21 protein-coding genes and 1 pseudogene are annotated in these 24432 nt (G+C 71.7%); 16 read left to right on the top strand and 6 right to left on the bottom strand.

Features of this window, described 5'->3' with window-relative positions:
- Window positions 1-210: 210 nt before the first annotated feature.
- Together ACFYZ3_RS29870 and ACFYZ3_RS29865 are read left to right on the top strand one after the other, a co-directional pair.
- Complete coding sequence (locus ACFYZ3_RS29870; protein WP_388524059.1) at window positions 211-1254, top strand: PucR family transcriptional regulator; 1044 nt, start codon at window positions 211-213, stop codon at window positions 1252-1254.
- A gap of 402 nt (window positions 1255-1656) precedes the next feature.
- Complete coding sequence (locus ACFYZ3_RS29865) at window positions 1657-3198, top strand: alanine/glycine:cation symporter family protein (RefSeq protein ID WP_388524056.1); 1542 nt, start codon at window positions 1657-1659, stop codon at window positions 3196-3198.
- A 186-nt stretch (window positions 3199-3384) separates the two neighbouring features.
- On the opposite strand, the gene ACFYZ3_RS29860 is transcribed toward ACFYZ3_RS29865, so the two are convergent.
- Complete coding sequence (locus tag ACFYZ3_RS29860) at window positions 3385-4014, bottom strand: hypothetical protein (protein WP_388524053.1); 630 nt, start codon at window positions 4012-4014, stop codon at window positions 3385-3387.
- 737 nt (window positions 4015-4751) lie between these two features.
- On the opposite strand from ACFYZ3_RS29860, the pseudogene ACFYZ3_RS29855 reads away from it, so the two are divergent.
- Together ACFYZ3_RS29855 and ACFYZ3_RS29850 are read left to right on the top strand one after the other, a co-directional pair.
- Window positions 4752-5189, top strand: a pseudogene (locus tag ACFYZ3_RS29855) (hypothetical protein); the annotation flags it as partial.
- Between the two features lie 337 nt (window positions 5190-5526).
- Window positions 5527-6159, top strand: coding sequence for an NAD(P)-dependent oxidoreductase (locus ACFYZ3_RS29850; protein WP_388524051.1), 633 nt, complete (start codon window positions 5527-5529; stop codon window positions 6157-6159).
- Window positions 6160-6475: 316 nt separating this feature from the next.
- On the opposite strand, the gene ACFYZ3_RS29845 is transcribed toward ACFYZ3_RS29850, so the two are convergent.
- The gene (locus tag ACFYZ3_RS29845; protein ID WP_388524048.1) at window positions 6476-6919 is read right to left on the bottom strand and encodes a MarR family winged helix-turn-helix transcriptional regulator; all 444 of its coding nucleotides are present in this window, start codon (window positions 6917-6919) and stop codon (window positions 6476-6478) included.
- A 309-nt stretch (window positions 6920-7228) separates the two neighbouring features.
- Between ACFYZ3_RS29845 and ACFYZ3_RS29840 the strand changes: the two genes are divergently transcribed.
- From ACFYZ3_RS29840 to ACFYZ3_RS29825, 4 genes are all read left to right on the top strand, one after another.
- Window positions 7229-8002, top strand: a complete 774-nt coding sequence (locus tag ACFYZ3_RS29840; protein ID WP_388524046.1) for an SDR family NAD(P)-dependent oxidoreductase — start codon at window positions 7229-7231, stop codon at window positions 8000-8002.
- 91 nt (window positions 8003-8093) lie between these two features.
- Entirely contained in the window at window positions 8094-8963 is an 870-nt protein-coding gene (locus tag ACFYZ3_RS29835; protein WP_388524043.1) for an SDR family oxidoreductase, read from the top strand.
- On the top strand, window positions 8960-9610 hold the full coding sequence (locus tag ACFYZ3_RS29830; RefSeq protein WP_388524040.1) for a hemerythrin domain-containing protein: 651 nt from the start codon (window positions 8960-8962) through the stop codon (window positions 9608-9610). The genes ACFYZ3_RS29835 and ACFYZ3_RS29830 overlap by 4 nt, the downstream gene beginning before the upstream one ends.
- 221 nt (window positions 9611-9831) lie before the next feature.
- Window positions 9832-10383 (top strand): cysteine hydrolase family protein, encoded by a 552-nt coding sequence (locus tag ACFYZ3_RS29825; RefSeq protein WP_388524037.1) that lies wholly within the window; start codon window positions 9832-9834, stop codon window positions 10381-10383.
- An 8-nt stretch (window positions 10384-10391) separates the two neighbouring features.
- On the opposite strand, the gene ACFYZ3_RS29820 is transcribed toward ACFYZ3_RS29825, so the two are convergent.
- A complete protein-coding gene (locus ACFYZ3_RS29820) occupies window positions 10392-11090 on the bottom strand; it encodes an alpha/beta hydrolase (RefSeq protein ID WP_388524034.1) in 699 nt (232 codons plus the stop codon).
- Between the two features lie 78 nt (window positions 11091-11168).
- Here ACFYZ3_RS29820 and ACFYZ3_RS29815 point away from each other — a divergent pair, with 78 nt between their 5' ends.
- Window positions 11169-11753, top strand: coding sequence for a TetR/AcrR family transcriptional regulator (locus ACFYZ3_RS29815; protein ID WP_388524031.1), 585 nt, complete (start codon window positions 11169-11171; stop codon window positions 11751-11753).
- 32 nt (window positions 11754-11785) lie between these two features.
- Here the strand turns inward: ACFYZ3_RS29815 and ACFYZ3_RS29810 are convergent, their stop codons facing one another.
- Window positions 11786-12871 carry a LacI family DNA-binding transcriptional regulator gene (locus ACFYZ3_RS29810; RefSeq protein WP_388524028.1) on the bottom strand — a complete coding sequence of 362 codons (1086 nt, stop codon included), beginning with the start codon at window positions 12869-12871 and terminating at the stop codon, window positions 11786-11788.
- A gap of 133 nt (window positions 12872-13004) precedes the next feature.
- Here ACFYZ3_RS29810 and ACFYZ3_RS29805 point away from each other — a divergent pair, with 133 nt between their 5' ends.
- Window positions 13005-13226 (top strand): hypothetical protein, encoded by a 222-nt coding sequence (locus tag ACFYZ3_RS29805; RefSeq protein WP_388524026.1) that lies wholly within the window; start codon window positions 13005-13007, stop codon window positions 13224-13226.
- Between the two features lie 83 nt (window positions 13227-13309).
- Here ACFYZ3_RS29805 and ACFYZ3_RS29800 read toward each other — a convergent pair whose 3' ends face one another.
- On the bottom strand, window positions 13310-15097 hold the full coding sequence (locus ACFYZ3_RS29800; protein WP_388524023.1) for a glycoside hydrolase family 35 protein: 1788 nt from the start codon (window positions 15095-15097) through the stop codon (window positions 13310-13312).
- 417 nt (window positions 15098-15514) lie between these two features.
- On the opposite strand from ACFYZ3_RS29800, the gene ACFYZ3_RS29795 reads away from it, so the two are divergent.
- On the top strand, window positions 15515-16195 hold the full coding sequence (locus ACFYZ3_RS29795; RefSeq protein ID WP_361013615.1) for a response regulator transcription factor: 681 nt from the start codon (window positions 15515-15517) through the stop codon (window positions 16193-16195).
- Window positions 16192-17478 carry a sensor histidine kinase gene (locus ACFYZ3_RS29790; RefSeq protein ID WP_388524020.1) on the top strand — a complete coding sequence of 429 codons (1287 nt, stop codon included), beginning with the start codon at window positions 16192-16194 and terminating at the stop codon, window positions 17476-17478. The genes ACFYZ3_RS29795 and ACFYZ3_RS29790 overlap by 4 nt, the downstream gene beginning before the upstream one ends.
- Here ACFYZ3_RS29790 and ACFYZ3_RS29785 read toward each other — a convergent pair.
- Window positions 17459-19018, bottom strand: coding sequence for an aromatic amino acid ammonia-lyase (locus tag ACFYZ3_RS29785; RefSeq protein ID WP_388524017.1), 1560 nt, complete (start codon window positions 19016-19018; stop codon window positions 17459-17461). The two genes, ACFYZ3_RS29790 and ACFYZ3_RS29785, sit on opposite strands and share 20 nt — an antisense overlap.
- A gap of 62 nt (window positions 19019-19080) precedes the next feature.
- Here ACFYZ3_RS29785 and ACFYZ3_RS29780 point away from each other — a divergent pair, with 62 nt between their 5' ends.
- The 4 genes from ACFYZ3_RS29780 to ACFYZ3_RS29765 are packed head-to-tail and all read left to right on the top strand — an operon-like array spanning window position 19081 to window position 24381.
- Window positions 19081-20655: an NAD(P)-binding domain-containing protein gene (locus ACFYZ3_RS29780; protein WP_388524014.1), complete on the top strand. Its 1575-nt coding sequence runs from the start codon at window positions 19081-19083 to the stop codon at window positions 20653-20655.
- Window positions 20652-21740, top strand: coding sequence for an alpha-hydroxy acid oxidase (locus ACFYZ3_RS29775; RefSeq protein ID WP_388524011.1), 1089 nt, complete (start codon window positions 20652-20654; stop codon window positions 21738-21740). Before ACFYZ3_RS29780 ends, ACFYZ3_RS29775 begins: the two co-directional genes overlap by 4 nt.
- Window positions 21737-23122, top strand: coding sequence for a cytochrome P450 (locus ACFYZ3_RS29770; protein ID WP_388524008.1), 1386 nt, complete (start codon window positions 21737-21739; stop codon window positions 23120-23122). Before ACFYZ3_RS29775 ends, ACFYZ3_RS29770 begins: the two co-directional genes overlap by 4 nt.
- Window positions 23119-24381, top strand: a complete 1263-nt coding sequence (locus tag ACFYZ3_RS29765; protein ID WP_388524005.1) for a cation:proton antiporter — start codon at window positions 23119-23121, stop codon at window positions 24379-24381. Before ACFYZ3_RS29770 ends, ACFYZ3_RS29765 begins: the two co-directional genes overlap by 4 nt.
- Window positions 24382-24432 lie beyond the last annotated feature (51 nt).

The following is a 24432-nucleotide window of genomic DNA, read 5'->3' as shown; positions in this document are numbered from 1 at the left end:
TTGTCGAGTCACCACCCCCCGCCTCCCCGTCCTTGGAGTCGGCGGACGCGGCGTAGAAAGGCTCCACGACTCGAACGCGTGACCGGACCAGCCCGTCACGCCCTGGACCGACCTCTCAACGTATTGGCTAAGCTCCAGCGGGACACGGCAGGGACGGGAAGTACGCCGCAGGCACACGACTGCCTCAGGGGCGTTGGGGGAGGCAGGCAAATGACCGACGAGTATCTGGTCGGCTACGAACAGATACTGACGGAGGCCGCCTCCACCGGGCGACGGCTGACCCGGGACGACCTCGACTCCCGGCGCGCGCTCGGCGAACGAGCAGCGGAGGCCGGGCACGGGCTGCGCCTCCTGGTCAGTGAGCACCTGGCCGCCGCGCTGGCCATCTGGCCCCGCTTCTCCTCACCCACGAATTCGGCCCTCGCCGCCGTCCACCAGGCGATCGACGCGTTCGCCGAAGGCTACGAACGCGCTCAGCGCCTCGCCGTACGGCAGGAAGAGGCCGCGCGCCGCGAGTTCATCGACGACCTGCTCCACGGCCGCAGCGACCTGGGCCGCCTCGCCGAACGCGCCGAGCGCTTCGGACTGCGGCTCTCCCACGCCCACGCAGTCGCCGTCGCCCAGAGCGCCACCTCCTACGAAGAGGGATCCGGCGTCGCCCGCCAGGTGGAACAGGCACTGATGACACGCTTCGGGAACCGCAACGTCCTGCTCACCACCAAAGACGGCCGGCTCCTGTGCATCGCACCGGGCAACGAGGACGAGGTGCTGCCCTACTTCGCCAAGCAGGCCCACGCCGCCACCGACGGCGGCCAAGTCGCCATCGGCCGCTCCCACCCCGGCCCCGGCGGCGTCGTCCAGTCCTACGAAGAAGCACTCAACGCCCTCGACCTGGCCGGTCGGCTCGGCCTCGACGACCCGGTGCTGCGCGCCGTCGACCTGCTCGTCTACCCCGTCCTGACCCGCGACCGCCAGGCCATGGCCGACCTCGTCCAGGACACGCTCGGCCCGCTCACCACGGCCCGAGGCGGCGCCGGGCCCCTCCTGGAAACCCTCACCGCGTACTTCGACGCGGGCTGCGTCGCCGCGGAGGCCGCGCGTCGCCTGTCACTGAGCGTGCGGGCCCTTACGTACCGGCTGGAGCGCATTCACCACCTCACCGGTGCCGACCCCACCGATCCGGCCCACCGCTACATGCTGCAGACCGCCACGATCGGCGCCCGGCTCCTGGACTGGCCCGACCGAGAAGGCTGAGCCCACTTGCGCGGCATCCCTCCTACGTCGCCGGTGACGTGCGTACCAAAGCCCTCGACCGCACCCGCATAGGTGCATACGACACGCTTCCCGCGCCCGTATAACGGTCGGATCTCACCTGTCGGGACATCCCCTGGTCACGAGCAGTGACGTGAGATACGTCACTAAAAATATGGCAAAGACATGGTAGAACAACGCAACTTCGCAGGTGGATCGGCCAACCACCGAATCGCGGAGAGCCGACCTGTCGTCCACCTGTTCACCGCTCAAGCCGGCCCGGTCACGGTCCGACACCGCACCGTGCCCCCGGGTCCGCTCATCGGACAACGACGTTCGCCCAGAGACCGCTCAACCAGGCGAGACACCCCACCCCGCCCGACCAGCGTCACCGAGGTAACCACCGTGTCACTCGACTCCGTCACCCAGTCCGTCGACGAAGCAGTCAGCGGATTCTTCGAGCCCATAGCCAAGTGGCTGGGAGAAGTCGTCTTCTACACCGTCCCCGTCGGCGGGACCGACCTGCCGCTCATCGTCGCCTGGCTCGTCGTCGCCGGCCTCGTCTTCACCGGCTGGTTCGGCCTCGTCCAGCTCCGCAAGTTCAAACTCGCCGTCGACGTGGTGCGGGGCAAGTACGACGAGAAGGGGTCGACCGGCGAGGTCAACCACTTCCAGGCACTGACCGCGGCCGTCTCCGGCACCGTCGGCCTCGGCAATATCGCCGGTGTGGCCGTCGCCGTCTCCATCGGCGGCCCCGGCGCCACCTTCTGGATGATCCTGTGCGGCCTGCTCGGCATGGCCACCAAGTTCGTCGAGGTCACCCTCGGCGTGAAGTACCGCGAAGTGCACCCCGACGGCACCGTCTCCGGCGGCCCCATGCACTACCTCCCCAAGGGCCTGGCCGAGCGCTTCGGCAAGAACGGCAAGACCCTCGGCAAGGTCCTCGCGGTCCTCGCCTCCTTCCTCATCCTGTTCTTCGGCCTCTTCGGCGGCAACCTCTTCCAGGTCAACCAGTCCTACGCACAACTGGTCTCCGTCACCGGCGGCGAGGACGGCGCACTCGGCTCCTCCGCCGGCGCCCTGTTCTTCGGCATCCTGATCGCCGCACTCGTCGGCATCGTCCTGCTCGGCGGCATCCGCTCCATCGCCAACGTCACCAGCAGGCTCGTGCCCGCCATGGCCGGCATCTACATCGTCGCGTGCCTGATCGTCATCCTGGTCAACATCACCGCCGTCCCCGACGCCGTCGCCTCCATCGTCGAGGGCGCGTTCAACCCCGAAGGCGTCGCCGGCGGTGTCCTCGGCGCACTGATCATCGGCTTCAAGCGGGCCGCCTTCTCCAACGAGGCCGGCCTGGGCTCCGCCCCGATCGCCCACTCCGCGGTCAAGACCAAACACCCCGCCAGCGAGGGCCTGGTCGCCCTGCTCGAACCGTTCATCGACACCGTCGTCGTGTGTACGATGACGGCGCTGACCATCGTCATCGCCAACCCCGCCAGCTGGGGCGAGGCCCGCGCGGGCGAGGACATCGGCGGCGTCACCATCACCTCCGACGCCTTCGAGACGGTCCTGCCCTGGTTCCCCTACATCCTCACCGTCGCCGTCCTGCTGTTCGCCATCTCCACGGTGCTGACCTGGGGCTACTACGGCCTCAAGTCCTGGACCTACCTCTTCGGCCGCAGCCGCGCCAGCGAAGTCACCTACAAGATCGTCTACACCGTCTTCGCCGTCGCGGGCTCGCTGCTCACCCTGCAGACCCTGATCGACATGGCCGACGCCTTCCTCTTCACCCTCGCCGTCATCAACATCATCGGCCTCTACCTCCTCGCCCCCGTCGTCAAGCGCGAACTGCGAACCTTCCTCGACTTCGTCCGGGCTCGCAAAGCAGACCCGAGCGCCGGCAACGGCGGCGACGACGACCAGGAGCCGGTGAAGACCACCGTCTGACCGCTCACACGGCCCGGCTCCTCAGGAACGGGCCCGTGCCCACCCCGCGCCTGGGTGAGCACGGGCCCGTTCACATATCGGCAAGTCGGCAAGTGGACACTGATTGATGCCGATTCACGTGACCCGGCAGCTCTCCGGGAGCGGTGTCTTCCCTCCCTTGCCGAGCAAACGGCGCGCAACGCCCCCTTACACAGGGACGGGCAGCCCGTGCTCGCGAGCGTATGCCGCACGGCAGCTCTTCGCGCAGAACCCCACGGTCCGGCCCTCGTGCTCGAGAGTGACGGCCCCTCGCCCCAGTCGCACATGCATGCCGCACATCGGATCGACCGTGACCCCTTCGGGAAGGTCGGCACGGGCAGCATCGGTTAGCGCACGGTACTCCGCAGTCATGCGGCCGACGACATCGTCGGCGGTGGCGGGCTTGCCGTCCATCCCGATACTTCCGTCGACGATGCCGACGACGTTGATCCACAGATGCCCCTCGGATCGCTCCCACCCGTGCGAACGATCGAGGCGACGCACCGCGCGACGCACCATGCCGATGGTGGTCCGCGACATCTCGGCGCGCCACGCCTCCGGCACCGTCAGTGTGACCCACAGCGGCGGCACGTTCCCCGGCCTCCACGGACCATCGCCCGAGGTCCAGCCGTCAAGCTCGCGGAAGCCGACGTGCATCATCGCGCGCGCACGGCGCATCGTTTCCTCCGCCACGCCCTCTTCCGCACCGACCAGCACCCGGCAGACTTCACCGGCGAGCTCCTCGCGGTCGTCAGCGGTCAACGCACCACGCGGGCAGGCGATCTCGATGAGGAACATCCAGGTCCTCCAGGGTCGAAAACACTCATTCCACCATACCCCCCGGCGGTATAAAGCGCCGCGCTCGAACCGCAGAGACAGACCACTGTCGCGGCACCGTGCGGACCCAGGTGGCCATGACGATCCTGACCGCGGAACGCAGGAAACCTGCGCCGAAATGGGCATCCGCTGCCGCAGCCCACCATGTGGTGTGGGCGCGTTCGCCACGGGCCACCAGCGCGCTCAGCACCTCCCCGTACGACAGGAACGGGCCCCCGCCACGAGTTCACCGACGACCTGCTCCACGACCGCAGCGACCCGGGCCGCCTCGCCGAACGTGCCTCACGCTCACGCGGTCACCCAGGGCACCACCCCGTTCGCACAGCAAGCCGCGACGGATGGCGTCACCGCCGGGGCGTCCGGTTCGTCGGCGAGGAGACAGCCTCGGTCGCGTTCGGTGCGGTGCTCACGGCACTGCGGCCAGGGCGTACGCCTCCGTCCGCCACTCGTGATCCACAGGTACTGGCACTCAGGCGCGTGAGCGAGCGGCAAGAGCGCGGCACGGTGCCTGCACCGTGCCGGGCCGCGAGAGCCCTGCGAATCAAGGCGGACACCGGGTCCGTCGACCGGGTGAAGGGCGCGGTGTCGGTGCCTGGGCTGGGGATGCTGCCAGCGGCGGCCTCGATCGTGCTGTCGCTGCTGCGGCCGACTAGCAGGTCAAACGCCCGTCATGAAGGTGAGTTCAAGGTAGGACTCTTGGAACCCGTCCGAACCGGCGCATGGTCGCCCACATGGCGGCGATGCTGCCCGGGGTGCGGATGAACGTCGACCCGGAGCCCGGACCGGACCGGGGGGCCTTCCAGATCGGCAGTGAGCGCTACCGCCTGGAGGCGGGGGTCACGGAGTACGTGCTGCTGGCCCGCCTGACCGCCGGAGACCGGCGCGAGGCCAGGCCCGCGTTCCTGTTCTGCGGCCAGCGCGCGATCACCAACCAGGCCGCCACCCGCTACCTCGCCCGGCACCACGAGAAGCTGGCCCGCAAACACGGCAACAACTCCTTCGTACTCCTCCTCAAGGTCGTCAACTCCCAGGCGTACGGCCCGGACGTCGTCGAACTGGTCGGCGACGTCACCCGCGCGGCCACCAGCCCCCTGCCCACCCCCGCACCCGCCTCCCGCACCTCCCACCGGGCGTAGGGCGGGCGGGCTACGACCGGTTCCGTCGCGCCGCCCCGGCTCCCGGTAGGCATGCCCTGGCCGACGGCCAACTCGCAGGCTCCGCTGCCGTTCGTCGCGCGCAGGCTTGCCTCCGGCTGTGCCGTTCGTTCCTTGAGTCGCCACCTTCGTCAAGCATCTTTACTACTCCGCACTGCAGCAACACCCGAAAAGTCGACCTCCCGACACCTGCATCTCGTTTGACATAGTCAGAATCATTGACTAACACTTGTCGCTAGACCCTCGCCACACAGGGCCTGCCACCGTCGGCGGCCGTCCGGCCCGGCTCGATCCGCCTTCATGTTGGGAGCGAACTGTTATGAAATTTCTTGTTCTGGGAGCGACCGGTCGCACCGGCTCTCTCTTCGTCAAGAAGGCACTCGACCAGGGACACCAGATCACCGCCCTGACCCGGAAGGCCGGCGCCGACGTCGACAGGCGCGCCGAGATCGTCGTGGGCGATGTCACCGACGCCGCGGTCATCGCGAAGGCGGCCCCAGGCCACGACGCGATCATCAGCGCACTTGGAGTAAAGAGCGCCCGGGAAACCCCGACGCTGATCACCGACATGGTCCGTGCAGTGATCGAGTCCGCGAAGACGTCCGGCGTTGACCGATTCGTAGTCGTGTCCGCGTTCGGAGTTGGCGACTCTCTCGCCAAGGCGTCCTTCCTCGTGGGTCCGATATTCCGCACCGTGCTCCGGAAGATTTACGCAGACAAAGCCGCGTCGGAAGTGCTCCTGAGGGCCAGCGATCTGAAGTGGACTCTCGAGTACCCGGGGGCACTCAACGATCGAGCCGCCACCGGCTACAGCGAGGTTGTGCTGGAAGATGTCAGGAGACTGCCGGTCTTCCCCTCGACATCGCGCTCACAGGTCGCCGACTTCCTCCTCCGCGCTGCTGTGGAAGGTACCTACGTACGTCAGACCGTCGTTGTCATCGACGGCAAGTAGGTCACCGGTGCGGGCCAACAGCGGCGGGGAGTCCGCCCAGCGTGCTCGACGGTGAAGGCATGCAGGCTGCGCGGGGCGGGGTTCCGCGCAAAGCGTCCTCGCGCAGGCCCAGCGCACCACCGACGCCCTCGAAGCGGCCCTGGACGCCGTGATCACCCACATCCACGACCACGCCGCACCGTCGGCCCGAACGTGCGGTTGGACTCCGAACAAGTGACGGACAAGTCAACTACACTGACTATATCGGCGAGGCGAAGCTTAGCGGCACCCACAGGCCCCGGCGGGTCGGGGCGAACGGCGGCCCGGCGCGGCAGGCCTACTTCGCGTAGGGGTCGGTGATCTCGCGGAGTTGTTCCAGGATCTGGTGCAGCAACGTGAAGTTGCGAGTGCCCAGGTACTCCTTCCACTCCGCGAGGATCTCGTCGAGTGTCGCCGAGGCAACCTCGACCGCCCGCCTGCCGCGCTCCTCCATCACGATCAGCCGGGCGCGGCCGTCCGTCGGGTCGGGGACCCGGCGGACATAGCCCAGGCGTTCCAGCTGGTCGACCAGTACGCCTGCGCTCTGCTTACTCATTTGTGCCTGGTCAGCGAGGTCTGTGAGGCGCGAACCGTCCGGTGCGACGCGCTGGAAGACCCGGCACTGGGCGAGGGTCCAGTCGTCGAACCCGGCATCCTGCAGGGCCCGGAACATCCTGTCCTCGGTGTACCGGTACGGGATGAACAGCGCCACCCCTAGATCAACCCGCTGCTCGTCGTCCATACCGCTCTCTCGGCTCCGTCGCCCACCTGGTCCCACGAGGTTCACACCCTACGACAACCGCCGGCCGGCGGGACCGCCACCGGCCCCGGCCCCGGGCTCGGCGGCACGCGGGGTGTGCTCGCCGCGCTGCGGGCATGCCCACCCCTCAGTCCTTCGAGGCCGACCGGTTTCAGTTGCCTTCACCGTCGCCACATGAGTACAGTAGTCAATGTTCCTGACTAATTCGGATGACGGATTGATGCGGAACCTGGCTGTGCGAGCCAAGGTCTGTTCACACCCGGCCAAGACAGAGAGAACGCGGGGAGCGCGATGACATCGACATCAAGCCTGGCGGGCCAGAGGGTCCTGGTCACCGGAGGCAGCAGCGGAATCGGCGCCGCGATCGTGCGGCGGCTCGCCGCTCAGGGGGCCACGGTCGCGGTCAACTACCGATCCGATCAGAAGGCGGCCGAGGCGCTCGTCCGCGAACTCCACGACAGCGGGTGTGCCGCGGCGGCCTTCCCGGCCGATATCGGTGACAGGGCGCAGACCCACGCGCTCGTCGGCGCTGTGGTGTCCGAGTTCGGCGGCCTGGACCTACTGGTCAGCAACGCCGGGATCGAGCACTTCGGAGCCCTGGAAACCATCACCCAGGCCGACTTCGACCGCCTCTTCCAGACCAACGTGGCCGGACAGCTGTTCGTCACACAGGCGGCGGTAGCCGCCATGACCGACGGCGGCCGGATCGTGCTCAGCTCCTCGGTCAGCACACGCCTGGCGATCCGGCAACATGCCCTGTACGCGGCGAGCAAGGCGGCCGTTCCGGCCATGGTCCGCAATCTCGCTCCCGAGCTGGCCGAGCGGAACATCACCATCAACGCGATCGCCCCGGGCGCCACCGCCACCCGCATGGCCGACTACGCCCCCCACTACATCCACCCCGCCCTCGCCGATGTGCCGTTTCCCGCGCTCATCCGCTCGATGAGCGCACTCGGCCGACTGGCCCGACCCGACGAAATCGCCGCCGCGGTCGCGTTCCTGCTCTCCCCGGACGCGTCCTTCGTCACCGGCACCACCGTCGAAGCCGACGGCGGCTGGAACTGACACACCGGCTCACCGCACGTGGCCCCCGCGCCAGGGGAATCCACCTGCGCCGCAGTGCAACCGCACCGGATACTTGTCGAAGGGAAACACCATGTCCACTGTCATCACCGGAGCCTCAGGCCACCTCGGCCGGCTCATCGTCGATCAGCTCCTCGCCGCCGGAACGCCGCCGGAGCAGATCGTGGCCACCGGCCGGGACACCGGCAAGCTCGCCGACCTCGCACGGGACGGGGTCACCGTACGGCGCGCGGACTTCGCCGACCCGGGCACCCTCGACGAGGCCTTCACGGGTGCCGACGCACTGGTGCTGGTCTCCACGACGACGGTGGGTGAGCGGTTCGACAACGCCCGCAACGCCATCGACGCGGCGCGCGCGGCGGGTGTCTCCCGCATCGTCTACACCAGCACCCTCAACGCCTCGACCGCGCGGATGATGCTCGCTGACGCGCATCGCCGCACCGAGGAGTACCTGCGCGACAGCGGGTCTCCGTTCGTCATCCTGCGCAACGGGTGGTACTTGGAGAACTACACCGATCAGCTCCCGATGATCACCCAGTACCACGCGCTGCTGGGCAGTGCGCACGACGGGCGCGTCAGTGCGGCGGCCCGGCATGACCTGGCGGCGGCCGCGGTCGCGGTGCTGACGCAGGACGGGCACCTCGGCAGGACCTACGAACTCGGCGGAACGCCGTTCACGCTGACCGAACTCGCCGCCACCTTCAGCGACGTCCTGGGCACCCGCATCACGTACCGGGACATACCGGTCGCCGACTACGCGGCGACTTTGACGGGCGCCGGTCTGCCCCCGGAGATGGCCGCCGCCGTGGCTGATGCCGATGCGGGGCTGGCCCGCGGAGAGCTGTTCACCGACAGCGGCGACCTGGTCGAACTCATCGGCCGGCCAACGATCACGCCGCGTGAAGCCATCCTGAACGCCGCGGCTGTCGAGGAGTCGCAGTGAGTGCGCCCGGGCCCGGCGTCGACACCCATGAGATGGTGCTGATCCATCGCGTCCTCAGGCGCGAGTTCGGCCTGCTTCCGCGGTTGTTCCGCGCCGCGGCCGGTGACCGTGCGCGAGCCAAGGTCATCGGTGCGCACGCCCGGGAGATGCTGACCTTCCTCCACACGCACCACACCGGCGAGGACGAGCTGCTCTTTCCGCTGCTGCGCGAGCGAGCAGCCCTCGATCCGGGGCTGATGGACCGGATGGATGCCCAGCACGCCCAGGTCGACGACGCCGTGACAGCCATCGACGCGGAATTGCCCGCGTGGACGGCGAGCGCGGACGCCGCCCGGGGCGAGCGGATGGCCGCACGCATCGACGCCATGATGCCGACACTGATCGAGCACCTGGCCGAAGAAGAGCGGGAAATTCTGCCCATCGTCTCCGTCACACTGACGCAGAACGAATGGGACGCACTCGGCAAGCACGGCATGAGCGCGATCCCCGTCACGCGGCGGCTGGTCATCCTCGGCCACATCACCGAAGACGCCGACGACGCGGAACGGCGAAGGTTCATGAAGGTCCTGCCGGCCCCGGCCCGGGTCGCCTACAGGCTGATCGGCCACCGCCAGTTCACCCGTGAGACCGGCAAGGTCCGCGGCTGATCCGCGCCATTCGCGGGGTACGCCCTGGGGCAACGGCCCGGGCCGGGCGACCCCGTCGACGGACCGCGTGGGTGTACTTCTTCGCCAGGTCGATCGTGGCGTCCCTCGAATTCGAGTTGAGTGGGGGCGCAGAAACAACGAGGGTTGCCATCCTGATCGGTTGGCGAGTTCCTGCCCCGGAACGGAGCGAGATGGATGGAACGATCGGACGGAGACCTGCCATGACCACTGCTCTGATCATCGGCGACGTTCAGCAAGGCATCACGGGCAGGTTCCCGTTCGCCCGAGAGGTCGTGCCGCCGCTCACCGAACTGCTTCCGCGTGCCCGCGCGGCCGGCGTCCTCGTGGTGTTCGTGCGCTTCGCCTTCCGGGCCAATGGCGCCGACGTGCCGGACAGCCCGCTGTACCGGTCGTTCTTCGACGCCGGCGAAGATTTCCACGAGGACACGGCCGGCACCGAACCCGATCTGCCGGTCACCGCCGAGGACGTCGTGGTGCTGAAGCGCCGCGCCAGCGCTTTCGCGGGCACGGATCTGGATCTCGTGCTCCGCGCCCGCGGCGTCACCCGGCTTGCCGTCGCCGGTGTCGCGACCAGCGCGATGGTCGCCGCCACCTGCTACGACGCGGCGGATCGCGGCTTTCACCTGACGGTCCTGCGTGACGGGTGCGGCGACGACGACACGTCCGTCCACGACTTCTTCATGAACATCGTCTTCCCCAACCGGGGATTCGAAGTGGTGTCCTGCGCGGGATGGCCTGGAGGAACGGCATGAGCACGCGGTCACGGCAGGTGTCGGACGATGTCGGCGACGGCCTGTGGCTGCGACAGGAACGGGTGGTGGCCCGCCTCCACCTCGACGGCCCTGTCCGCACGGCGGGAGAATTCACGCTGCGCGGCCACTGGGGTGCCGCGGTCCTCGGTACACACCACGTACGTCGTGGACACGTCGTGCCACGCCGCCGCCCGAACGGGCTGCCCGGTCACGGCCAGCGTCTGCCGGACCAGACGGGCCGCCGCGTCGCGGGCCAGGTCCGGTGGGCAGTCCTGGGCGAACGTCTGGGCGAACAGCTCCGGCCGGGCGCCGAACGTGCCGCCCTCGGGATCGAAGTCCAGGAACGGCGGCGGTGCGTCGGCTCCGAACGTCGACAGGGACTCGCCGGGCTCGGGCAGGTAGCTCGACACCAGCACCATGTGGCGGACCGCTGCCACGCCCGCGGCCGCCTCGGCGGCGACGATTCCGCCGTAGCTGTGCGCCACGACCACGGTCGGCTCGTCTCCGTCGGTGAGGACCGCGCGCACCGCGGCGACGTCCTCGGCCAGGCCGGGGCCCTCCGGACCGGCCGGCCGGTCGCCCTCGCCGCAGCTCGACAGCGCCGGGGCAGTGCTGGCGATACCGTGCTTGCGCAGGGCCGAGGCCGCCAGGTGCCACCACCACGACCCGTCACGGACACAAGCCCCGTGCACGAACACAACGCGCATCTCTTCCTCCTCGAATCCGGGCGCCAAGCTCCACGATCAACGGTAGACGTAGCCGCGGTTACGTGAAAAAGTGCCGCGATGGGTCGACACAAGCAGCCCGAGATCCGCGACCGAATCCTGGACGCCTGCGTCGACCACGCGCTCGTGCACGGGCTTCCCAGCCGCCTCGAGCCGTTCGCGGCCGCCTCCGGCACGTCGGCCCGGATGCTCATCTACCACTTCGGCACCCGGGACGCGTTGCTGCGGGAGACCCTGCGGCGGGCACGGCGACGTCAGCGCGACTTCTTCGGCGAACTGGTCACTCCCCGGCCCGAGGAGCCCTACCCGAGCACGCTGCGACGAGCTTGGCGGGTCATGACCGGCCCGGCCGGTCTGCCGTACCTCACCATGTTCGGCAGACTCCGCGAAGACGCCGAGCAGCAGTTGTGGCCGGGCTTCCGCCGCGAGTCCACCACGGACTGGCTCCAGCCGCTCCAGGAGGGCATGCGCAGCATCGGCCGTCCCGAACTCGCGACCCTCGTACTGGCGGTCGTCCGCGGCCTCATCATGGACATCGAGACCACGGGTGATGTGTCGCGAGCCGACCGGGCCTTCGAGGATTTTCTCGCCGCACTCGTTCTCGTCACCGGGACCCAGGACCTCGACGCCCACGGTGAGTCCTGAGCGACGTCTCCCGGGCGGCGCGCCGGTGGCGGTCAGGACCGGCGTGCCGCCGGGCCGTCGACCGCGGCCGTACTGGCGCGCACGACCAGCACGGGTTCGACGGAGGCGGGCTCGGGAGCCGCGTCCGGATCCGCGATGTGCCGCAGCAGGTGGGCGACCGCGAGGGCACCGATCTCGGCGAACGGCTGGGCCACCGTGGTCAGTGAGGGCGAGCAGTACTCGGCGAGCGCGATGTCGTCGACCCCGACGACGGAGATGTCCTGGGGCACCCGGCGGCCGAGTTCGTGCAGGGCCCGGATCACCCCGAAGGCCATCTCGTCGCTGGCCACGAACACCGCGGTGACGTCGGGGATCTTGCCCAGCACCAGGCCGTTGCGGTACCCGGAGGCGGGTGTCCAGTCCCCCTCCAGCACCGGTGGCACGGACAGTCCCGCCTCCTCGAGGGTGTCGCGCCAGCCGGCGCAGCGACTGGCCGCGTCGAGCCATTCCTGGGGCCCCGACACGTGCCAGACGACCTCGTGGCCCAGCTCGATCAGGTGCCGGGTCGCGAGCCTTGCCGCCAGGGTCTGGTCGACGGCGACGATCTCGGTGGCCGGTGTCCTCGACCCGTCGACGGTGATGGTCGGCACCGAGCGGGTGAGCCGCTCGATCCTGGGGCTCACGTGCACCAGCGGCACCGAGAGGATGACCCCCTCGACGTCCTGCTCCGCCAGTCGGGACAGCGCGCTCTCGATCGCCGCGGTGTCCAGGGACGCCGTGGCGGCGGTACTGACCGCGTACCCGGCCTCGCGCGCCGCGGCCTCGATGCCGAAGAGGAGGTTCGCGCGGGAGTAGAAGGTGGTGCGCAGCGTCACGACGCCGATCGTCCGGCTGCGCCCCGAGGACAGCATCCGCGCCGCGTTGTTCTTGCGGTAGCCCAGCTCCTCGACCGCGGCGAGCACCTTGGCGCGGGTGGTGTGCTGGACGTTGGGATGGCCGGCCAGCGTACGGGAGACCGTCTGGGCGGAGACCCCGGCGAGCCGGGCCACGTCGGCCATGCCCGGCTGCCGCACGGCACCGTCGTCGGCCGTCCGCCTGCTCACGGGCGCCCCGTCGGCTGCCGGCGTTTCCGGTGACATCGCTCGCCTCTCCACGGAAACGGCGGCTCCGGCCGCCGTCGCAGGTAATGGTCCCGCCTGGGAGTCTAGCCAGACGCGATCCATTGGCATCGATAACATCGTCTGCCACAGTTCCCGCCGACGCGGACCTCGCGTGGCGACGGTGGCCGCCGGCACCCTGGAGGACGTCCCGCGGACCCAGCGCGTCTCCTTCGACCGGGTCCGCGCCTCCTACGTGCGCTTCACCGCGCTCGACGCGCTCGACGCGCTCGACGGACAGCCCTACGCGGCCGCCGCGGAGATGCGCGTGTACGGCGTGCCCGTGGACCTTCCCACGGGCTGCCCGCCGGGCGGACGACCCGCCGACGCCCGCTGACACACCGCCGGGTGCGGCTCGCCCCTCCCAGGGGGCGCCCTCCCAGGGGGCGGGCCGCACCCGGTCACCTTTGGCCCGGGGCGTCAGTCGAAGGTCTCGACGTACTCCTCCGACGGTCCGAGGTCGGGACCCTCGCGCAGGGTGACGCGGTCGCCGAGGCGTTCGAGTTCGAGCACGGTCAGGGTGTTGTCGCCGGGGCGCAGGAGCGGACCGGGCAGGTAGAGCGTGCTCTGGGGCCCGATCTCCCAGTAGCGGCCCAGCAGGGTGTCGTTGACCCAGAGGAAGCCCTTGCCCCACCCGGGCAGGGCGACGAAGGCGTCCGCGGGCTCGGTCACGGACAGGACGGCGGTGGCGAACCCGGCGCGGCCGTCCGAGGGGGCGGCGGCCGCGGCGCGTGCCGTGTCCCGCGGTGTCCACGTGTCGAGCGGCAGCGGACGCATCGTCCAGCCGTGCACCAGCCGGCGCTCCACCCGCACCCCGCCGAGGATGCCCTTGCCCTGGCCGAGCAGCGGACCGTAGTTGATCCGCCCCTGGTTCTCCACCAGCAGCGCCAGCCGGACCCGTGCTCCGGCGCCGGTGACGGTGAACGAGGCGCTCTCGCGGTCCAGTACGGCGACGGGTGTGCCGTCGACGAAGACCTGGGCGCGGTCGTGCAGCCCCGTGACGGCCACCTCGTGGTCCCCCGGTGGCAGCAGCGGCTCGGCCTCGTAGAGCACCAGGCCGGAGGCGAGGGACAGTTCCTCGAAGCTCAGCGGCAGCGGTGCGGACACCGGCTCGGACACCGAGCGCAGCGCGTCGAGCAGGGCGGCGTGCCGGGTGACCGGCAGGTCGCGGGGGGCCAGCAGCGGTGGGTCGGCGGGCGGCGGGCGCCGGGCCGCGGCGTCGTCGCGCGCGGTCAGTGCGTCCCGCAGGGCGAAGAACTTGGGGGTCAGGGCGCCGTTCTCGGCGATGGGGGCGTCCGAGTCGTAGCTGGTGACGGTCGGCCGGATGGTTCCGTCCTCGTGGTTGGCGCCCGCCCACAGTCCGAAGTTGGTGCCGCCGTGCGCCATGTAGAGGCTCACGGAGCCGCCCTCGTCGAGGATGCCGCCGAGGTCCTCGGCGGCGCTCCGGGCCGGCCGGACGTGGTGCTTGTCGCCCCAGTGGTCGAACCAGCCGTTCCAGAACTCGGCGCAGAAGAAGGGCTCCCCGGGCCGGCGGGAGCGCAGCAGCGCCGCTGCCCGGTCGGGGCGTGAGCCGAAGGTCGCGGCGGCCAGTTCGCCGGGCAGGGCGCCGCCGTCCTGCATCAGCGGGGTCGGTCCGTCCGCGGTGTAGAGCAGTTCGGTGATGCCGCGGGCGACGAGGGCGTCGCGGATGTGGCGGACGTAGGGCCGGTCGTCGCCGTAGCTGCCGTACTCGTTCTCGATCTGCACGGCCACGACCGGCCCGCCCCGGCCGGCCTGGAGTTCCGCGACGCGTGGGACGAGCGCGTCGAACCAGCGGTCGACCGCTTCGAGGTAGGGGCCGTGGGAGGTGCGCAGCCGCATGCCCGGAGTGCCGGTCAGCCAGGCGGGCAGACCGCCGTTGTCCCACTCGGCGCAGATGTAGGGGCCCGGCCGCACGACGACGTCCAGCCCCTCTTCCTGGGCGAGCCGGACGAACCGGGTCAGGTCGCGCGGGCCGTCGAAGCGGATGTCGCCCGCGGTGCGCTCGTGGAAGTTCCAGGGGACGTAGGTGTCGACCGCGTTGAGGCCGAGGGCGGCCAGCCGCCGGAGCCGGTCGGCCCAGTGCCCGGGGTGGACCCGGAAGTAGTGCAGCGAGCCCGCCAGGAGGCGGTGCGGGCGCCCGTTCCGCAGGAGGGTGCCGTCGGCGTACGACAGGGTGGACCGCTTCACAGCTGCTCCTTGGCAGGGGGTGGCGCGGAGGACCGGCAACCGGGCCGGCCATCGGTAGCTGTGACTATGACAGATGATGTTATCGATGCCAATTGCCGTGCGGTCGTCCGTGATGAGCATCGAGGACGGGAGGTCCGCACGCCTGGTATCGATCTCACCGGCCGATCCGATCGCCCCCTCGGGACCGCCGTACCCGGGTCGGCGGAGCTTCACGGCCCCGCCGTCGGCCATCACGGTCTGCCCGGTCATGTACCGCGCGTCGTCGCCGGCCAGGAGGAGCGTTCCCGGAACCACCCGCGAGCCGTCGGCCACAACTCCTCCGGGCCCCGCACACACCCCACACTCGCTCTCCCGCTCCGGGAACTTCCTTGTGCCACAAGGGCGTTGAGGCCGTTGCGGGGCTGAAGAGGAGTGGACATGACACAGGAGCTCGCGCGGGACCCGTGGCGGCTGCTGCTGATCGAGGACGACCGGGAACTGGTCGTCATGCTTTCCGACGTACTGCGGGACGAGGGCTACGCGGTCGATGTGGCGACCGACGGCCAACGGGGCCTGCACCTGGGCCTCACCCGGCGCTACGACGTGTTCGTCGTCGACCGGCGGCTGCCGGTGCTGGACGGCCTCGACCTGCTGGGCCGGCTGCGCACCCGCGCGGTCCGCACCCCGGCACTGATGCTGACCGCGATGGGCACCGTGCACGACCGGGTCGACGGCCTGGACGCCGGCGCCGACGACTATCTGGTGAAGCCGTTCGAGCTGGACGAACTGGGAGCCAGACTGCGGGCGCTGTGCCGGCGTTCCCTGGAGGGCGGGGACGTCCTGCGGATCGGTTCGGGACGTCTGCACGTCGGGCGGCGCGAGGTGGAGTCCGCGGACGGCGAGCGGATCGCGCTCGCCGCGCGGGAGTTCGCCCTGCTGTGGGTGCTCGCCTCGCACCCCGAAGCCGTCCACACCAGGGCGGAGCTGCGCCGGCTGGTGTTCGAGGAGGCGCCCGCCTCCTCCATCGTCGACACCTACGTCTACTACCTGCGCCGCAAGCTCGGCCGGCAGGTGGTGCGCACGGTGCACGGACTGGGCTACCGCCTGGGGGCGTTGTGAGCGCGTCGGCGTCCGGGGAGCGGGCGGCCGTCCGCCGGGCCCGCCTGCGCATCGCCGTACTGACCGGCGCGATCATCACCCTGCTGGTCACCGTCGTCGGCGGGGTCGCCGACACCGTCATGACGCGGGCCCAGAGCGACCAGGTGTGGCGGGAGCTGCGCTACGGCGCCGAGCGCGGCGACCTGTCCAGTCCGCCGGTGTGCACCTGGCTGTTCGCGCGCGGCGCGACGCCGTTGGCCAACGCCCCGGCGGGCTTCCCCGTGCAGAGCGACATGCGGCAGGTCCGCCGGACCCACGAGGCGGTGGAACGCACGGTGCGACGCGACGACACCCAGTACTTGGTGCGTACGCAGGTCAGGGCGGACGGGCAGGTCGTGCAGGCGGTGTTCGACCTGCGGTTCCAGCTGGCCGACCGCCGGCACCTGTGGTTCGCGCTGGGCGTCGCCGAAGTGGTGGGCCTGCTGGCGGCGGCCGTCACCGGGGTGGTCCTGGGGCGGCTCGCCGTGTCCCCGCTGGCCGAGGCGCTCACCCGGCAGCGCCGGTTCGTCACGGACGCCAGCCACGAGCTGCGCACCCCGGTCACCCAGGTGTACACGCGGGCGCAGCTGCTGGCGCGGCAGGCGGCGGCGCAGGACCTCCCCGCCCGGCACCGCGAAGGGCTGACGCGGCTGGTCGGTTCGGCCGGCCGGCTGGGCGAGGTGCTGGACGACCTGCTGCTGTCCGCGAGCCTCGCGGCGGGCCCGGCGCGGCCGTCGGAGCACCGGCCGGTCGACCTGGTGGCACTGGCCCGTGCGGTGGTCGCGGAGGAGGCGGACCGGGTGCGGGAGGGTGGTCTCACCGTCGTCGTGGACGGACCGCCGCGCCCCGTGTTCGTCGACGGGGTCGAGTCGGCGCTGCGCCGGGCCGTCGGGGAGCTGCTGTCCAACGCCGTCGGCCACACCCCGACGGGCGGGCGGATCGAGGTCGCCCTGGCACGGGTGCGCGGGACGGTCACGCTGACCGTCGCGAACACCGGGAAGGGCTTCGATCCCGCCGAGGCGGAACGGCTCTTCGAGCGGTTCCACCGGGGCGGTGCCACCGGCCGGTACGGTCTGGGGCTCGCGCTGCTGCGGGAGGTCGTCACCCACCACGGCGGTACGGTCGCCGCGACCGGACGGCCCGGACACGGCGCCCTGTTCACCATCCGGCTCCCCCTGGGCGGTCCCCCGGCCGTCTCCGTCCCGCCACCCCGGGGCCGGGCGCCCCGCCTCGCCCCCCGCCGGGTCAAGGCCGGGCGTACCTGACCAGCAGGCGGGCGGCGGCACGCACGTCCGAGTCCAGCGGGCGGTCCGGGTCGACCGGGGGGATCGCATCGGCGAGGGAGTCCAGGAGTTCCCCGCACCGGGGTGCGGTGGGGCGGCGGGCGCCGACGTGGGCGGCCTGGCGCAGGCCGAGGGCGAGCGACCCGCACAGCAGGCCGAGAAGCTCGGCCGTGTCGTGGGCGCGCAGGGCCGCCTGCGTGCCGAAGGGGACGACGTCCTGGTTGTGCAGGTTCGTCGGCAGGCTCTGCATGCCGGCCGGGGTCGCGGCGCGGCGGATCTCCGCCACGAACGCGGTGCCGGCCAGCTGCACGCCCTGCAACCCGTGCTGTGCTCCGGGTTCGGTGGCGAGCATCGGCGGCAGCCCGCCGTTGCGTGCCGGGTCCACCAGGAGGTCGAGCTGGCGTTCGGCGAGGTTGCCGAGCTGGGCGGTGACGGAGGCGAGCAGGTCGGCGGCGAACGCGGCGGGCTGTCCGAAGAAGTTCCCACCGTGCACGACCTTCCCCACGGCCGCGTCCTCGGTGCCGGTGCCGGTGCCGGTGCCGGTGCCGGTGCCGGGAAAGAACAGCGGGTTGTCGCTCACCCCGGCGAGGTCGGCGGCGACGACTCCGTCGACGTGGCGCAGCGCGTCCTCGGCGGCGCCCAGCAGCTGCGGGGCGCAGCGGATGCTGTACGGCTCCTGCAACGGGCGGGTGCCGGAGGGCGTGCCGCCCGCCAGGGTCCGCCGCATCCGTCCGCCCACGTCGACGGTGCCGGGGTGGCCGTAGGCCCGCAGCAGGTCGGCGTCGAGGAAGCCGGTGTCGCAGCCGAGGAGGTCGGTCAGCAGGCAGGTGAGCGCGGTGAGCGAGCGGTGGGCGGCGCGCACGGCGTCGAGGGCCAGCGCGGTGGCCGCGGTGGTGACGGAGGTGCCGTTGACCAGGGCGAGCGCGTCGCGTCCGTCGAGGGCGAGGGGGCGCAGTCCGGCGGCGGTCAGCGCCTCGCCGGCCGGCATCCGGTCGCCGTTCACGTAGGCGTGGCCCCGGCCGCGCAGTGCCTGGGTGGCGTAGGCGAGCGGGATGAGGTCGCCGCTCGCGCCGACGGAGCCGTAGCGGGGGACGGCGGGCGCGAAGGTGGTGGCGAACATCGCCGCGAGCCGGTCGACCACCTCGGCCGACACACCCGACAGGCCCTGGGCGAGGGAGCGGGTGCGCAGCAGCAGGGAGGCGCGCACGATCCCGGGCGGGAGGTCCGGTCCCTGGCCCGCGCCGAGGTGCGCCAGGGTGTTGTCGCACTGGTCCGCGTCGTCGGTGCGGCCGGCGTAGCCGACGAGGGCGCCGAAGCCGGTGTCGGCGCCGTAGATCCGGCGGTCCGTGCCGCCGGGGCCGTGCCGCAGCGCGTGGAAGAGGCGGCGCCCGCGTTCGACGCGGGCGCGGGCCTCCTCGTCCACCGTGACGGTGAGGGGCAGCGCCGCGCGGCGCAGGGCGGCCGCGTCCAGGGGGCCGGTGAGCGGGACGGTGTCCGTGGGTGTGTCCGTGGGTGTGAGCACAACGGGCAACGTAGGCCCGGGATCTCAGAGCGCTCTGAGATCACGTGGCTACCTTCCGTGCCATGAGCCATGACTACCTCATCATCGGAGCGGGCCCGGCCGGCCTGCAACTCGCCTCCTTCCTGGAGCGGGACGGCGCGGACTACGTCGTCCTGGAGCGCGGCGGCGTGCCGGGCGCGTTCTTCACGCGCTTCCCCCGGCACCGCAACCTGATCTCGAACAACAAGGTGCACACCGGGTACGACGACCCGGAGCTGCGGCTGCGGATGGACTGGAACTCGCTGCTGAGCGACGACCCGGAGCTGGTGTTCACCCGCTACAGCCCCCGCTACTTCCCGCCCGCCGACGACCTGGTGCGCTACCTGGCGGACTTCGCCGACCGGACCGGGGTGCGGGTGCGGTACGACACCGCGGTGCGGCACGTCACCCGCGACGCCGGGGGGTTCACCGTCACCGATCAGACCGGGACCGAGTGGCGGGCCAGGCACCTGGTGGTCGCCACGGGCATGCCGGTGGCGAACCTGCCGTCGATCCCGGGCGTCGAACTGGCCGAGCGCTACGACACGATCGACACCGACCCGGCGGGCTACACCGATCAGCGGGTGCTGATCGTCGGGCGGGGCAACTCCGCCTTCGAGACCGCCGAGAACCTGATGGAGAACGCTGCGGTCATCCACGTGGCCGGCTCGGGCTCGCTGCGCATGGCCTGGCGGACGCACTACGTGGGACACCTGCGGGCGGTCTACAACAACTTCCTGGACAGCTACCAGCTCAAGTCCCAGAACGCCCTCCTGGACGGCCGGGTGCTGGACATCCGGCGGGACGCGGACGGCTACCGGGTCCAGTTCGCCTTCGAGCGCAACGAGGACGTGGTCAAGGACCTGCGCTACGACCGGGTGATCGTGGCGACCGGGTTCCGCTTCGACGCCTCGATCTTCGACGAGACCTGCACGCCCGACCTGATGGTCGACGGCCGCTTCCCGGAACTGACGCCCCTGAGCGAGTCGGTCAACGTGCCCGGCCTGTACTTCGCCGGGACGCTGATGCAGGGCCGGGACTTCCGGAAGGCCACGACCGGTTTCATCCACGGCTTCCGCTACATGGTGCGGGCCCTGCACCGGGGACTGCGGCAGCGCCACCACCAGGAGCCCTGGCCCGCGGCGGAGTTGGGGGACACCACGGAGCGGGCCGTGGACGCGGTGATCGGCCGGGTCAACCGGTCCTCGGCGCTGTGGCAGCAGTTCGCCGTCCTCGGCGACCTGCTCACGCTCGCCCCAAACGGCACGATGCGCTACGCCGAGGAGGTCCCGGTCGCGCACGTGCCGGGCGCCGTCGCCGCCGGGGACTTCGGGGACGTCGAGGCGCACGCCGTGATCACCCTGGAGTACGGCAAGGACCACGACCTCGTGGATCCCTTCGACGTGAGCGCCGGCCGCGGGTCCCAGTACGACGTCTCCGGACTGGACGGCCGCTATCTGCACCCGGTCGTGCGCTGGTACCGGCAGGGCGCGTTCGTCGCCGAGCACCACCTCGCGTCGAACCTGGAGAACGAGTGGGACAGCGAGGAGTACCACCGGGCCCCGCTGCGGGCGTTCCTCGCCGCCCGGCGCGACGCGGTGACCCCGGTGGCGCCGTGACCCTCCGCGAACTGCACGACGCGGCGCGCGCGGCGCTCGACCCGGTCCACTACGACTACGTGGCGGGCGGCGCGGGCGAGGAGCGCGCGCTGACCGCCAACGGGCGGGCGTTCGACCGGTACGCGCTGCTGCCCCGGGTGCTGCGCGGCGCCGCGCGGCGGGAGACGGCCGTGGACCTGCCGGGCGCCCGGGGGGCGGCGCCGGTGGTGGTCGCACCGACGGCGTTCCACCGCCTGCTGCACCCGGACGGCGAACGGGCCACGGCGCGGGCCGCCGCGGCCGAGGGCGCCGTCCTGGTGACGGGCGTCGCCGCGACGACGGCGGTGCCGGCCGTCGTCGCGGCGGCCCGCGAGGCGGACCCGGACGCGGCGGTGTGGTTCCTGCTCTACCCGCACCCGCGCCGGGAGGTCACCGAGGCGCTGGTGCGGCGGGCCGAGGAGGCGGGCTGTTCGGCCCTGGTCGTCACCGCCGACTCGCCGCTCCTCGGCCGGCGCACCCGGGATCTGCGCAACGGGTTCGACGACCTGCCGCCCGGCTACGCCGCGGAGAACATGCGCGACCTGCCCGGCGCCCCGCCGGGCGCCCTCACCGACATCCCGATGCACCCGGCGGCGTCCTGGCGGGACTTCGCCGAGACGGTGGGCATGACCTCGCTGCCCGTGTGGGTCAAGGGGGTGCTCCATCCGGCGGACGCGCGACTGGCCGTGGAGCACGGCGCGGCGGGCGTGATCGTCTCCAACCACGGGGGCCGTCAGTGCGACAGCGCCGCGGCGTCCGTCGACTGCCTGCCCGGGGTCGTCCGGGCGGTCGCCGGTGCGGTGCCGGTCCTCCTGGACGGCGGGGTGCGCCGGGGCGGTGACGTGGCCGTCGCGCTCGCGCTGGGCGCGGCGGCCGTCGGCGTGGGACGTCCGGTGCTGTGGGGGCTGGCCGCCGCGGGCGAGGCGGGCGTCCGCGAGGTGCTGCGGACGCTGCTCGACGAGTACGACCACACGCTCGCCCTGTGCGGCGGGCGCCGCAACGCCGATCTGGGCGCCGACATGGTCGTCCGCGAGGACGCGGCGTGGTGGGGGGAGGCGGCGTGGTGAGCGGCACCCGGCGGCCCGCCTCGTGGTGGCTGCCGCGCACCGTGGTGGCGTTGCGGGTGCGCGTCTTCGAGAAGGTCAACGGCGACCGGGTGGTGACCCTGCCCAACGCCGCCCACGGCCCCGAGGTGTTCGAGCGGGTGTACGCCCATCCCGCGGTGAACGGCCGGAGCGCGGGCGCCGGTCTGTCCGACCTGTTCTGGTACTGGCTCGCGCCGGGTTCCGAGGTGCACCAGGAGCATCTGGAGCCCGGTGAACGCTACGACCAGGTCGCCGCGACGACGCGGCGGATCCTCGCCGGCTCGTCCGCCGGACTCGCCGAGGCGGCCGGGCGGGCCGTCGCGGACGTACTGGACACGGTCCCGCTCGACCGCGTCAGCCTGGTGCGGCTGCGGGACCTGCTCATGCCCGCCTGGGCCGCCTTCGCCTACGAGCTGGTGTTCCGCCGGCCGTGCCCGCCGCACGCCCGGGACCTGATCACCGCGCACGCCGACGACGTGATCACCGCCCTCAAGTGCACCGGACTGCGGCACCCGCGACGCCGGGCCCGGCTGACGGCGTACCTCGGCGAGCGGATCGCCGCCGGGGACGTGCCGCACCGGCTGCCGTCCTCCCTCTCCCCGTCCGAGCAGGCGCTGTACCTGCAAGGGACGTTCTTCAACACCGCGGTCGTCCAGCTGTCCGAGGCGACCGCGCACGTCCTGCTCGCCCTGGCCCGCCACCCGCGGGTGCAGCACCGCCTGTCGGAACGCCCGGACGACGACCGGTACCTCGCGCACGTGATCGACGAGACGCTCCGCCTGTATCCGCTGTTCGGGATCGCCCACCGCATCACCACCGGTGAGGTGCCGCTCGACGACACGACGGTGCTGCCCGCCGGGTCCGTGGTGTGCTTCAGCTACCCCGACTACCAGGCCACGGGGCACGAGCGGCCCGACGAGTTCGACCCGGACCGCTGGTCCGACCCGGCGGCCAGGAGGGCCCCGTACATCCCGTTCGGGGTGGCGGCGAACCGGCCCTGCCCCGCGTGGCGCGTGTCGCCGATCGTCCTGCGCGTCGCCGTGCGCGAGGTGCTGAGCCGGTTCCGGCTCGACTCGACGGCCTCGCACACCCGCTCCAACCCGCACCGCGCGCCCTGTCTGCTGATCCCCCGCCCGCTGATCCCCGGCCGGCGCCGGCTGGAGGCGCTGCGCCGGTTCGTCCGGCTGCGCGACGGCGCGGAGGACGTCACCCGGGGCGTGCGGCAACTGGTGCTCGGCACGGTCATGGTGCTGCATGCACGGAGGCTGCGCCCGGCGGCCCGGTACTTCGAGGAACCACCCTCCGGACGCTGTCCGGTCGCCCACCCCACGGAGAGCAAGACAAGCAGGGAGAGCAACGGATGAGTACCACGGAACTGGGTCCTGCCTTCTTCCTCGCGGTCGTCGTGATCCTCGTCGTCTGCCGGGTGGTCGGCCGGCTGCTGCAACTCGTCGGGCAGCCACCGGTCGTCGGGGAGATGCTCGCGGGCGTGGTCCTGGGTCCGTCGGTCCTGGGCGCGCTGCTGCCGGGCGTCGAGTCGGCCCTCTTCCCCACGGAACTGCGGCCGGTGCTCTACGTGGTGGGGCAGATCGGGCTGGTGGCGTTCATGTTCCACGTCGGCTGGGACTTCCGCGCGGACCGGCTCCGGGGTGTCGCCCGGTCGGCCGGGCTGGTGTCGGCGGCGGGGCTGGTGGTGCCGATGGTGCTCGGGGTGGTGCTCATCGCCGCCGTCGGCGAACGCACCGGCGCGCTCGCCCCGAACGTGTCGCTGACGGTCTCCGGCCTGTTCGTCGGCGTCGCGCTGGCGGTGACGGCGTTCCCGATGCTGGCCAGGATCATCGCCGAACGGGACCTGGCCAAGACCCGGTTCGGCGCCCTGTCCCTCGGGGCCGGCGCGGTCGACGACGCCGCGGCCTGGGTCCTGCTCGCCGGAGTCTTCGGCATCGCGGGCGGCAGTGCCGGGGAGGTCTCGGTGGCCCTCGCCGGGGGCCTCGGCCTGATCGCGGTGCTCGCCGTCGGCGTGCGGCTGCGCGACCGTACGGCGCTGCTCGCCGAGCGCACGGGCGCCGACCAGCTCCTGCTCGCCCTCGTCGGCGTGCTGTTCCTGATCGCCTGGTACACCGACGTCATCGGGCTGTACGCGGTGTTCGGCGCGTTCAGTCTCGGCGTCGTCTTCCCCCGCTCGGAGCGGCTGGACCGTACGGTCGGGACACTCCAGCCGGTGGGCGCGGTCTTCGTTCCGCTGTTCTTCACCTACTCGGGGCTGAACACCGACTTCACCCTGCTGGGTTCGGGCCCGGTCCTGCTCTTCACCGCGGGGTGCGTGGTGGTCGCGGTCGTCGGCAAGTTCGGCGCCTGCTGGCTCGCGGCGCGGGCGGCGGGCGAGTCCAGCCAGGTCGCCCTGCGGGTGGGGGCGCTGATGAACGCGCGCGGCCTGATGCAGCTGGTCGCCCTCAACCTGGGGCTCGCGGCGGGGATCGTGACGCAGGCGATGTTCAGCGCCCTGGTGGTGGTCGCCATCACGACCACCGTCATGGCGACACCGCTGCTGGCCCTGCTGGACCGGCGGGACCGGGTGCGCGCCGGTCGTCCGCGGGGGGCCGTCGCCGTCGGCGGCCGGTGACGGGGGGCCGGTGCACGGGGGGGCCGATGCACGGGGGGGCCGATGCACGGG

It is taken from the genome of Streptomyces sp. NPDC001599 (genome assembly GCF_042893535.1).
Classification (GTDB): Bacteria; Actinomycetota; Actinomycetes; order Streptomycetales; family Streptomycetaceae; genus Streptomyces.
The sequence above is the reverse complement of the archived record's forward strand: the minus strand, read 5'-3'. Positions and strand labels throughout refer to the sequence as shown.

What these genes read in the sequence shown, in the direction of transcription:
- ACFYZ3_RS29870 (WP_388524059.1), top strand. Translation starts at nt 211, where the DNA reads ATGACCGACGAGTATCTGGTCGGCTACGAACAGATACTGACGGAGGCC.
- ACFYZ3_RS29860 (WP_388524053.1), bottom strand. Translation starts at nt 4,014, where the DNA reads ATGTTCCTCATCGAGATCGCCTGCCCGCGTGGTGCGTTGACCGCTGAC.
- ACFYZ3_RS29850 (WP_388524051.1), top strand. Translation starts at nt 5,527, where the DNA reads ATGAAATTTCTTGTTCTGGGAGCGACCGGTCGCACCGGCTCTCTCTTC.
- ACFYZ3_RS29845 (WP_388524048.1), bottom strand. Translation starts at nt 6,919, where the DNA reads ATGGACGACGAGCAGCGGGTTGATCTAGGGGTGGCGCTGTTCATCCCG.
- ACFYZ3_RS29840 (WP_388524046.1), top strand. Translation starts at nt 7,229, where the DNA reads ATGACATCGACATCAAGCCTGGCGGGCCAGAGGGTCCTGGTCACCGGA.
- ACFYZ3_RS29835 (WP_388524043.1), top strand. Translation starts at nt 8,094, where the DNA reads ATGTCCACTGTCATCACCGGAGCCTCAGGCCACCTCGGCCGGCTCATC.
- ACFYZ3_RS29825 (WP_388524037.1), top strand. Translation starts at nt 9,832, where the DNA reads ATGACCACTGCTCTGATCATCGGCGACGTTCAGCAAGGCATCACGGGC.
- ACFYZ3_RS29820 (WP_388524034.1), bottom strand. Translation starts at nt 11,090, where the DNA reads ATGCGCGTTGTGTTCGTGCACGGGGCTTGTGTCCGTGACGGGTCGTGG.
- ACFYZ3_RS29815 (WP_388524031.1), top strand. Translation starts at nt 11,169, where the DNA reads ATGGGTCGACACAAGCAGCCCGAGATCCGCGACCGAATCCTGGACGCC.
- ACFYZ3_RS29810 (WP_388524028.1), bottom strand. Translation starts at nt 12,871, where the DNA reads ATGTCACCGGAAACGCCGGCAGCCGACGGGGCGCCCGTGAGCAGGCGG.
- ACFYZ3_RS29795 (WP_361013615.1), top strand. Translation starts at nt 15,515, where the DNA reads ATGACACAGGAGCTCGCGCGGGACCCGTGGCGGCTGCTGCTGATCGAG.
- ACFYZ3_RS29780 (WP_388524014.1), top strand. Translation starts at nt 19,081, where the DNA reads ATGAGCCATGACTACCTCATCATCGGAGCGGGCCCGGCCGGCCTGCAA.
- ACFYZ3_RS29765 (WP_388524005.1), top strand. Translation starts at nt 23,119, where the DNA reads ATGAGTACCACGGAACTGGGTCCTGCCTTCTTCCTCGCGGTCGTCGTG.